9 protein-coding genes are annotated in these 10,063 nt (G+C 64.4%); 5 read left to right on the top strand and 4 right to left on the bottom strand.

The genetic code is table 11. The features are described 5' to 3' along the window. Positions 1 to 146 precede the first annotated feature (146 nt). Together lolA and HV765_RS31500 are read right to left on the bottom strand one after the other, a co-directional pair. Complete coding sequence (lolA, locus tag HV765_RS31505) at positions 147 to 770, bottom strand: outer membrane lipoprotein chaperone LolA (protein WP_054424378.1); 624 nt, start codon at positions 768 to 770, stop codon at positions 147 to 149. Next, the gene (locus HV765_RS31500) at positions 770 to 3,154 is read right to left on the bottom strand and encodes a DNA translocase FtsK (RefSeq protein ID WP_156336646.1); all 2,385 of its coding nucleotides are present in this window, start codon (positions 3,152 to 3,154) and stop codon (positions 770 to 772) included. Before HV765_RS31500 ends, lolA begins: the two co-directional genes overlap by 1 nt. Positions 3,155 to 3,196: 42 nt before the next feature. Between HV765_RS31500 and trxB the strand changes: the two genes are divergently transcribed. The 5 genes from trxB (at position 3,197) to HV765_RS31475 (ending at position 6,976) form a co-directional block, all read left to right on the top strand. Further along, complete coding sequence (trxB, locus tag HV765_RS31495) at positions 3,197 to 4,156, top strand: thioredoxin-disulfide reductase (RefSeq protein ID WP_175172172.1); 960 nt, start codon at positions 3,197 to 3,199, stop codon at positions 4,154 to 4,156. Continuing rightward, the gene (locus HV765_RS31490; RefSeq protein WP_175172170.1) at positions 4,143 to 4,811 is read left to right on the top strand and encodes a Smr/MutS family protein; all 669 of its coding nucleotides are present in this window, start codon (positions 4,143 to 4,145) and stop codon (positions 4,809 to 4,811) included. The genes trxB and HV765_RS31490 overlap by 14 nt, the downstream gene beginning before the upstream one ends. Beyond that, positions 4,808 to 5,137, top strand: a complete 330-nt coding sequence (locus HV765_RS31485; RefSeq protein WP_054424385.1) for a DMT family transporter — start codon at positions 4,808 to 4,810, stop codon at positions 5,135 to 5,137. Before HV765_RS31490 ends, HV765_RS31485 begins: the two co-directional genes overlap by 4 nt. Before the next feature lie 92 nt (positions 5,138 to 5,229). Continuing rightward, positions 5,230 to 5,862, top strand: coding sequence for a hypothetical protein (locus tag HV765_RS31480; RefSeq protein WP_254600792.1), 633 nt, complete (start codon positions 5,230 to 5,232; stop codon positions 5,860 to 5,862). Continuing rightward, positions 5,849 to 6,976, top strand: a complete 1,128-nt coding sequence (locus HV765_RS31475) for a hypothetical protein (protein ID WP_175172168.1) — start codon at positions 5,849 to 5,851, stop codon at positions 6,974 to 6,976. The genes HV765_RS31480 and HV765_RS31475 overlap by 14 nt, the downstream gene beginning before the upstream one ends. On the opposite strand, the gene HV765_RS31470 is transcribed toward HV765_RS31475, so the two are convergent. Both HV765_RS31470 and HV765_RS31465 read right to left on the bottom strand, forming a co-directional pair. Continuing rightward, positions 6,973 to 9,063: a sodium:solute symporter family protein gene (locus HV765_RS31470; RefSeq protein WP_054424388.1), complete on the bottom strand. Its 2,091-nt coding sequence runs from the start codon at positions 9,061 to 9,063 to the stop codon at positions 6,973 to 6,975. The two genes, HV765_RS31475 and HV765_RS31470, sit on opposite strands and share 4 nt — an antisense overlap. After that, entirely contained in the window at positions 9,063 to 9,389 is a 327-nt protein-coding gene (locus HV765_RS31465; RefSeq protein WP_175172166.1) for a DUF4212 domain-containing protein, read from the bottom strand. Before HV765_RS31465 ends, HV765_RS31470 begins: the two co-directional genes overlap by 1 nt. Positions 9,390 to 10,063: the final 674 nt, after the last annotated feature.

The following is a 10,063-nucleotide window of genomic DNA, read 5'->3' as shown; positions in this document are numbered from 1 at the left end:
GCGGGGAAAGGCGCCCCCACGCCGCGCCCACTTCCGTGGGCTAGCTGCCCCCCGAGGGGGCTCTTTCCCCTTGGGGCGGCCCAGCGGGGAAAGGCGCCTGGATCACGTCCGAAAAAAAGCCCGGTGAATTCACCGGGCCTTTCTTTTTACATCTTCACCACATCCACACCCTTGGGCGCGACGAACTGGAATTCCTTCGCCGGCAAGGAAGGGTTCGCGGCGATGGATGACAAGTCCACGCGCGTCGTCTGCCCGAAAGAATCCAGCAGTTCCACGCGCACGGGCAGGTTGTCTTTCATGCCGATATCCACGCGCGAAAAGCCGGCGTCCGCCGTGCGCGGTTTGGCGCGCAGCCATTCCACGCCGTCCTTGGACGGCAAGGCGGTGACGTCGAACGACTGCTCAAGCGAACCGGAACCAAACAGGATGGCGGCGGGCGACGTGCCGATGGCGGCGTCCACCTTGCGCTCGGTGACCTGAGCCAGATCGGGGTCAAACTGATACACCGTGCGGCCGTCAGAGATAACCTGCTGTTCGTAAGGCTTCTGCACCGCCCACTTGAACTTGCCAGGGCGCTGGAACGAGAACACGCCCGTCTGGGCGGGTTGCGTGCGGCCTTGGGTATTCACCGTGTATTGCGAGAACGAACCCGTCGCCGCGGAGACCGTGGCGACGAAGGCCTTCAACTGTTCTTGCGCGCTGGCGGCGAACGTCAGTGCGGGCGCCAGGCTCAGGGCAGCAACTACGGCCAGGCGGCGAAACGTCTTCATCATGCTTCCTCTCGGGCGGCGGCTGCCGCGGGGACCAGAATTTCGCGGTTGCCATTGGACTGCATCGCCGACACCATACCCGATTGCTCCATCTGCTCGAGTAACCGGGCCGCACGGTTGTAACCGATGCGCAGGTGACGTTGCACCAGCGAAATCGACGCGCGGCGGTGCTTGAGCACCACTTCACAAGCCTGGTCGTACATCGGGTCGGACTCGGCGTCGCCACCGATGCCGGTGACGCTGCTGGCGCCTTCGCCGTTATCGCCTTCGACGCCGCCTTCCAGCAGGCCTTCGATGTAGTTCGGTTCGCCCTGCGCCTTCAGGTTTTCCACCACGCGGTGGACTTCGTCGTCGCTGCAGAACGCGCCGTGCACGCGCACCGGCAGGCCAGTGCCAGGCGGCATGTAAAGCATGTCGCCCTGACCCAGCAGGGTCTCGGCGCCCATCTGATCAAGAATGGTGCGGGAGTCGATCTTGGACGACACCTGGAACGCGATACGCGTCGGGATGTTGGCCTTGATCAAGCCCGTGATGACGTCCACGCTGGGGCGTTGCGTGGCCAGGATCAGGTGGATACCGGCGGCGCGCGCCTTCTGCGCCAGACGGGCGATGAGCTCTTCGATCTTCTTGCCCACCACCATCATCAGGTCGGCCAATTCGTCGATGACCACCACAATGGTGGGCAAGGGCGACAGCGGCTCGGGCTGATCCGGCGTCAGCGAGAACGGGTTCGGAATCGGTTCCTCGCGCTTGATGGCGTCGCGGATCTTGGTGTTGTAGCCCGCCAGATTGCGCACGCCCATCTTGCTCATCAGGCGATAGCGCTTTTCCATTTCGCCCACGCACCAGTTCAGCGCGTTGGACGCCTGGCGCATGTCGGTGACCACCGGCGCCAGCAGGTGCGGGATGCCTTCATAGACGCTCATTTCCAGCATCTTCGGGTCAATCAGGATCAGGCGGGTATGGGACGCGTCGGCCTTGTACAGCAAGGACAGGATCATGGCGTTGATCCCCACCGACTTGCCGGAACCGGTCGTACCGGCCACCAGCAAATGGGGCATCTTGGCCAGATCGGCCACCACCGGGTTGCCGGCGATGTCCTTGCCCAGCGCCATCGTCACGACCGAATGGCTGGCGTGATAGGTCTGCGAACCCAGAATTTCGGACAAACGCACCATCTGGCGGCGCGGGTTCGGCAGTTCCAGGCCCATCAGGTTCTTGCCCGGAATGGTTTCCACCACCCGGATGCTGACCAGGCTCAGCGCGCGCGCCAAGTCCTTGGCCAGGTTGACGATCTGGCTGCCCTTCACGCCGGTGGCGGGCTCGATTTCATAGCGCGTGATGACCGGGCCGGCCTGCGCCGCCACCACGGTGACGGACACGCCGAAGTCGGCCAGCTTCTTTTCGATCAGGCGCGAGGTGAATTCGATGGTTTCCGCCGACACCGTTTCCTGGTTGGTCAGCGGTGGGTCCAGCAGGCTGATGGCAGGCAGGTCGCCTTCGGTGCCGCCCGCAGGCGCGAAGAACAGCGACTGCTGCTTTTCCTTTTCAACCCGTTCGGACTTCGGCACGACGGTAATGGCGGGTTCGATGCGCACCGGCTGTTCGTGCACCAGCTTTTCCTGCTTGGCCACAACTTGTTCCGTACGCACGGCTTTCGCCACTTCGCCGACCTTGCGGTCTTCTCGGGCAGCGTAGGAATTGCGGACGCGGCGCACCAGGCCTTCCATCCATGACCCTACGCGCTCGGCGACAGCCAGCCACGAGAACGAGAAAAACAGGCTCAGGCCGATGGCCAGCATGACCAGGAAGGCCAGCGTGCTGCCGGTGAAACCGATGCTGCGGCTGATCAGGTCGGCCAGCGTGTGGCCGATGACGCCGCCCGCGCCGCTGGCAGTTTCAGACGCGCCCGGCAGATGGGTGCCGCGGCTGGCCAGCCGCAGGGCTTCCATGCCCAGCGACCCCAGCAGCAACAGAAAGAAGCCTATGCCCTCTTCCCAGTGGACGCGCGGCAACACTTCCGGCTGCTTACTATTAGTTACCTTGAGCTGGCTGGCCAGGCGCCGGTAGCCGGCGCGCACGCGGTGCAGCAGCAGGACGACCCACCACCAGGCCGAGAAGCCAAAGAGATAGAGCAGGATGTCTGCCAGATAGGCACCTAGCCGCCCCCCATGGTTGCGCACGACGTCGCCCGGCACGGAGTGCGACCAGCCAGGGTCGGACGCGCTCCAGGTGGCCAGCACCAGGGTGAGCCAGGCCGCCAGGGCGGCAAATAGAATCCAGCGGGCTTCGCGCAGCAACGCAGAAATACGCGTCTGTAGCGGCGAAGGTCCGTTGCGGGTGTTGCGCGAGGCGCGCGGAGAAGCAGTCGAGATACGCGGCATGCGGCTCATTATAATTGGGCGTTAACCTAAAGATACCCGCCCATGTCCACGCCCAAGCACGCTAAAGTTTTGATACTCGGTTCCGGCCCTGCCGGTTACACGGCGGCCGTCTATGCGGCACGCGCCAATCTGAGCCCTGTTCTTGTTACAGGTCTGGCCCAAGGCGGCCAGCTCATGACCACCACGGACGTCGACAACTGGCCGGCCGACGCAGATGGCGTCCAGGGTCCGGACCTGATGCAGCGCTTCCAGAAGCACGCCGAACGCTTCAACACCGAGATGCTGTTTGACCACATCGCCAAGGTCGACCTGTCCAAGCGTCCGTTCACGCTGACCGGCGACACCGGCAAGATCTACACCTGCGACGCCCTCATCATCGCCACGGGCGCATCGGCCAAATACCTGGGCCTGCCGTCCGAACAGTCCTTCATGGGCCGCGGCGTGTCCGGCTGCGCCACTTGCGACGGTTTCTTCTACCGCAACCAGGACGTCGTCGTCGTTGGCGGCGGCAATACGGCCGTCGAAGAAGCCCTGTACCTGTCCAACATCTGCCGCAAGGTCACCCTGATCCATCGCCGCGACAAGTTCCGCGCCGAGCCCATCCTGGTCGACAAGCTGATGAGCAAAGTCGAGAACGGCAACATGGAACTGAAGACGTTCCATACGCTGGAAGAAGTGCTGGGCGACGACAGCGGTGTAACGGGCGTGCGCGTACGCCACGTGGACACTGGCGTCACGGAAGACATGGCGGTGACCGGCGCCTTCATCGCGATCGGCCACCAGCCCAACACGGAAATCTTCCAGGGCCAGCTGGAAATGAAGGATGGCTACATCGTCACCAAGAGCGGTTTGTCCGGCATGGCCACGATGACCTCCGTGCCTGGCGTGTTCGCCGCCGGCGACGTGCAGGACCACGTCTACCGCCAAGCCATCACCAGCGCCGGCACGGGCTGCATGGCCGCTCTGGACGCTCAACGGTGGTTGGAGAATGCGGGGCAGTAAGGTCGGCCTGGCCGACCTGAAACGCCTGAAGAAAGACCTGCAAGCCGAACGCGAACGCGAAGCGCTCGCCAAGCGGGTCGCCGTACTGAAGAAGCCGGAAAGCGCGCCCATGGACGACATGGCGGCTTTCCAGCGCACGATGAAGTCCGTCACGCCGATCAAGCACGCCGCCCGGGTGGAACACAAGCCCGTGGAGGAACCTGCTCCGGCGCTGCGCCGCGCCAATGCGCTGGGGGAAACCCCGTCGCGCGCGGATGCCGGCGTGTCGGATGGCGGAGAGATCACGCACCTGTTGTCCGAAGGCGGCACCGCGTTTGTGCGCAACGACGCCGCGCCCGACACCGCCCGCAACTTGCGGCGCGGCCAATGGCGCGCGGGCGCGGAGCTGGATCTGCACGGACTGCGCGTCGAGCAGGCGCGCCATGCGCTGCTGTCGTTTCTGGATGAATGCCAGGAACACGGCATCCGCTGCGTGCGCATCGTGCACGGCAAGGGCTATGGCTCGGAAGGGCTGGAGCCGGTGCTGAAAGACAAGGCGCGCACCTGGCTGGTGCAAAAGTCAGAAGTCCTGGCGTTTTCCGAAGCGCCCGAACGCGAAGGCGGCGCGGGCGCGCTGCTGGTGCTGCTGCGGCAATCCGAAGGAATGCGCAAATGAAATGGCTCTACCTGGGCGTGGCGATCATCGCCGAGATTTTCGCCACCAGCGCGCTGAAGGGTTCCGAAGGCTTCACCCGCCTAGTGCCGTCCATCATCACGGTGTTCGGCTATCTGATCTCGTTCTACTTCCTGTCGCTGACGCTGCGTGAAATCCCGGTAGGCATTGCCTACGCCATCTGGTCCGGCGTGGGCATCGTGCTGATTTCCATCGTCGGCGCCGTGCTGTTCAAGCAGCACCTGGACACGCCCGCGCTGATCGGCATCGGCCTCATCATCGCCGGCGTGGTGGTGATGAACGTGTTCTCGAAATCGGTCTCGCATTGACCGCGCCGGCCGTGGGGCTGCTACGGTTGCTGTCTTGGCGCGGGCTGGCGGCAGGGTCTGTGCGGCGACTGCCGTGGCGCAGGTGGGCAGCGTTGCTGTCATGGCGCGGGCTGGCGTCGGGTTTCTTCCTGCCCTTTTTCCTGCCCTTTTTCCTGCTCTTTGCACTGGCCGGCAACGCCACGGCGCAGGACTTCAACCGCGCCGCCGAACTCAAACGCTACCGTGCGTGGCTGCATGATTTCACGCAGGACCTGGACACGCTGGCCGCCTCGCGCCGCCCGCTGACCGACGCGCAGCTGGACGCGATGTTCGCGCGCACGGTGGTGCCGGGGTCTCGCGGCGCAAGCTTCATCCGCCAGACATTCGCCAGCCGCGGCAGCGATGGCGCCTACGTTCCCCAGCCTGGCCCGCGCACGCTATTCCTGGGCGTGCTGGAAAGCGGCATCCCGGCAGGCCAGGGCGGCCGGTATCCCGAGACAGACCCCACGCTGGACGCCGTGCCGCTCACAGTCTGGTATCTGCATGTGGATGTGGGCGACATGACCAACACCTATCTGCTGTCCTCCAAGCACTTCACGCCTTACCGGCTGCCGCCTGCCGGCAAACTGGAACGCAACGCCTACCCCTTCCTGCTGATGGACACGCGCGACGGCGGCTTGCGCCTGGGCGGGGTCAGCAGCGAACTCTGGGGCCTGATCGTCTACTTGCACAATGCCGCTCGCTGATTCCACCCTGCGCCTGCTGGCGCTGAGCGCCCTGTCGATGGCCCCCAGCTGGGCGCATGCGCTATGCCAGCCCATGGCCGCGACCGGCCAACGGGAAACCGTCATCGCCAATGTGACGTTGAACGACACCAACACGCTGCTGGCATTGGACGGGTCGCGCATCCGCAGTTGGGAAGCCCCGGTGGACGTGGAAACCGGGCCGCGCGCCACGCCGGTCATCTGGGCCGAACGGGTGGATTGGTCGGTGTACGCCGCCGAGCCGGATGCCCGCATCGGCCCCACCGTGCTGCGTTTCGAGCGCGGCGTGGATGGCGTCAGACACCTGTGCGGCATCGCCGAATACGACGCCCGCACGCTGAACGACGCCCAGGCCTCGCGCCAAAAGACGCTGCCCAAGCCCGACAACGAAACCCGCTTCCAGTACGACGACAAGGCGCGGCTGATCGGCGTTGAGCTGCGCTCGTATGCGGCCAGCGGCAAGCCCAATGCATCGCTCCACACCTGCCTGCGTTATGACCGCAACGGCTGGCTGGCCGAACGCAGCGCCAACGCGTGTAGCGAAGCGTCGCAACCCTTGGCCCGCTACGTGCATGACGACAGCGGCCGCCTGCTGCGCACGATTGCCTATGTGGAAAAGCAAGGCGATGCGCGGGAAGTGACCACATTTGATGCGCAGGGCCAGCCCGCCCAACGCTATGAACGGCAACGGCTGGATTGGGAAAACGAAGAGCTCAAGCTCGGGCTGCCGTATCGGGTGCGCCCGTCTGAATATGCCGTGCTGGTGTTGCCCGGGCCGAACTGGGCCGCGCCGGCGATGGAGTCTTATCACTACGATTGGGCCATCGTTCACCCCCAGGACGGCGACGTCTATGCCGCCAAGCGGAACCCCGCCGCCGTGCTTGCCAACGGCAACAGCGGTAACGACGGCCAGTTCACACTCAGCCCTGCGCAACGCCAACGCGTCTGGGAAGCTGCCGGCCAAACGCCCGGCAACGTGCAATGGCTGTGGGCGCCGGGGCAGATTTATACGCTGCTGCAAACCGTGTCCAAGGCTGCCTGGGCGGCCTGCACCGACCCGGAAAACCGCCAGCCCGACGCCTGCGAATCCCGCTAGGCTTTTTCAGCGGGCGGCCGGGGCGCGCCCGGATGACGCAGATAGTCCACCAGCGCCAGCGTGGCGCGGTCGGGCGGCGGCGTCAGCAGAGACACCACAATGATCGTCAGAAACGCCACCGGCGCGCCGAACACGCCCGCCGCAATCGGCTGAATGCCCCACCACAAATCCACCGGCTGCGTGCGCGAAATGCCCAGCACCCATTCGCGCAGCCACGGGTGCGTGTGCGTCATATAGGCGAACGTCACCAACAGGCCCGCCGCCATGCCCAAGGTGGCGCCCCACTTGTTGGCCCGCCGCCAGAACACCCCCATGACCAGCGCCGGAAAGAATGACGACGCCGCAAACGAGAACGCCGCCGACACCATAAAGAGGATGTCCGCCGGTTTGCGCGCCGCCACCCAGGCCGCGCCAAACGCCACGACCAGCAGCAGTATTTTCGACACCATCACCCGGCGCGCGGCCGACATGCGCGGCGACACCATCCGGTACCACATGTCATGCGACAAGGAATTCGACAAGGTCAGCAGCAGGCCGTCTGCGGTGGACAGCGCCGCCGCCAGGCCTCCCGCCGCCACCAGCCCTGAAATCACATAGGGCAGCCCGCCAATTTCGGGCATGGCCAGCACCACCACATCGGCCCCCATGCTGATCTCGCTTAACTGCACGACGCCATCGCGGTTGATGTCGGTAACGTCCAGCAGGTTGCTGTCGACCGCGCTCCATGCGTGTACCCAATTGGGCAGGCTCAGGAAATTTGAGCCCACCACCTGTGTGTAGACCTCGTACTTCACCAACAGCGCCAGCGCGGGCGCCATGAAGTACAGCAGCAGAATGAACAGCAGCGACCAGCACACCGATTTGCGCGCCTCGATGACCGAGGGCGTGGTGTAGGACCGCATCAGAATGTGCGGCATGCCTGCCGTACCCAGCATCAGGCACAACACCAGCGCCAGGAAGTTGATGCGCATATTGCGCCGCTCTTCCGCATCTTTGGCGGGAAACGGCTCCGCGTGCGGCGTGGGCGGCGCGGCCCGCGCTTCAAACGTGGCGCGCGCCTGCGACCACACCACGCGCGCATCTTCCACGCTGGCGGGGTACGCGGCCAGCTCACGTTCGGCCGAGCGAATCTCGACCATGGGCGCATCCGACGCATTCAGTTGCGCAAGGCGGCTGCGTAGTTTGTCCTTTTCCAGCGTCCACGATTCCGGCAGGGTGTCGACGCGCTTGGCCATTTGATCGGCATGCTGCTGCCACAGCCGGCGCACCTCGATTTCCGACGGATCGTTTTGCAGGTAGATCTCTTTTTCGGTGACCTGTTGCAGCACCACGCCCGCCGACAGCTGCGGCACCGGCATATTGGTGTGCTTCACCGACAGCCACACCACCGGCACCAGATACGCGATGACCAGAATGATGTATTGCCCGACCTGCGTCCACGTAACCGCGCGCATCCCGCCCAGGAACGAGCAAACCAGCATGCCGCCCAACGCCACGAAAATTCCCAGCTCGAACGAGATGCCCGTCATGCGCGTGGTGATGATGCCCACGCCGTAGATCTGCGCGACCAGATACGTGAACGAACACAGAATGGCGCACGCCACGCCCGCCAGGCGCGGCATATTGCCGCCATAGCGCGCACCCATGAAATCCGGGATGGTGTATTGCCCAAAGCGCCGCAAGTACGGCGCCAGCAGCATGGCGACCAGCACGTAGCCGCCCGTCCAGCCCATGATGTAGGCCAGCCCGCCGTAGCCCGTCAGGTACAGCGTGCCCGCAACCCCGATGAACGACGCCACCGACATCCAGTCGGCGGCGGTCGCCATGCCGTTGTAGATGGCAGGCACGCGCCGGCCCGCGACGTAGTATTCGACCTGATCTGACGTGCGGCAAACAATGCCGATGCCCGCATACAGGCTGACCGTGACCAGCAGGAACACATAGCCGATCCAGTTGCGCGGCATGCCCAGGATTTCGGCCAGCGCCATCAGCAGGATCATCAGCGCGAAGCCCGCCGTGTACAGCACATAGATGCGGCGCAGACGGATCTTGAATTCCTGGGGGGTGTCTCCGCTGAAAAACGGCATCAGCGGCCCCCCGCGTTGTCATCGCGATACGGGTCGCGGGTGGCATCGAAGTTGGTTTCGGCGCCCGCTTCGGCACGCTCGTCGGCGCGGTTCATGGTGCGGGCGTAGATGGCGATGATGATCAGGTAGGCCAGCGGCGCGCCGTAGGCGGCCATCCAGAAGGCAAAGGGCCAGCCGATGAAATTAAACGTCAGGCTGCGCGCGAAGAAGGCGGGCACGAACGTCAGCGCCGCCCAGACGACAAGCAGCAACGCAATCAGCCGCAAGTTGCGGCGCCAATAGGGGGTGGGTGCGGACTCAGAGGGAGATGCGCGGGATTTCGGCATAGCTAGGATGTTTTCAGACCCTGCCTGGATAGCGCGAAACGCTGCGTCTGAAAAGCCCTTGCTGATGAAATACAGGCTTTTTATGCGACAACGGCTGGCACTGCCTGGTGCCAGCCGTTGTGCGTTTTGCTTTTTTTGAGTACTGCTTTACTTTTTTTATGTACCGGTGCCGCCGGTATTTGCCCATGCAGGGCTTTGTCTCCTCACCTGCATGGGAAGAGATTCTGCACCAAGTGCGGGAATGCCACACTAGGGGAATGCCCTAAGACGGAGCATTCATTTACATATTCCTTGCACCATATCGGTGCTAATTGACCACAAAGTTCTAAATATTGGGATTTTTTGGCCAAAAAGCCCGAATTGAGCCGAATTCAGAAATCCCGCCGATCCCGAAATATGACAGCCGCCATCGCGTAATGCCCGGAATCGGGCGGCCCTGAGTTGGGGCGGCCCGGCCCCACGGGGGCAGCAAGCGAGCAACGCGAATGCGGCGTAGATGCCCGGCCGCCGGAACGCCGGACCGCCCAAGGCCGGCCAGCCCCCCTCGGGGGGCAGCAAGCGAGCGAAGCGAGTGCGAAGCGAGTGCGAAGCGAGTGCGGAGCGAAGACCCGGCCGGCCGCCGGGCCGCCCCAAGGCCGGCCAGCCCCCTCGGGGGGCAGCAAGCGAGCGAAGCG

Source organism: Achromobacter kerstersii, assembly GCF_902859595.1.
Taxonomy (GTDB): Bacteria; Pseudomonadota; Gammaproteobacteria; order Burkholderiales; family Burkholderiaceae_B; genus Achromobacter; species Achromobacter kerstersii.
The sequence above is the reverse complement of the archived record's forward strand: the minus strand, read 5'-3'. Positions and strand labels throughout refer to the sequence as shown.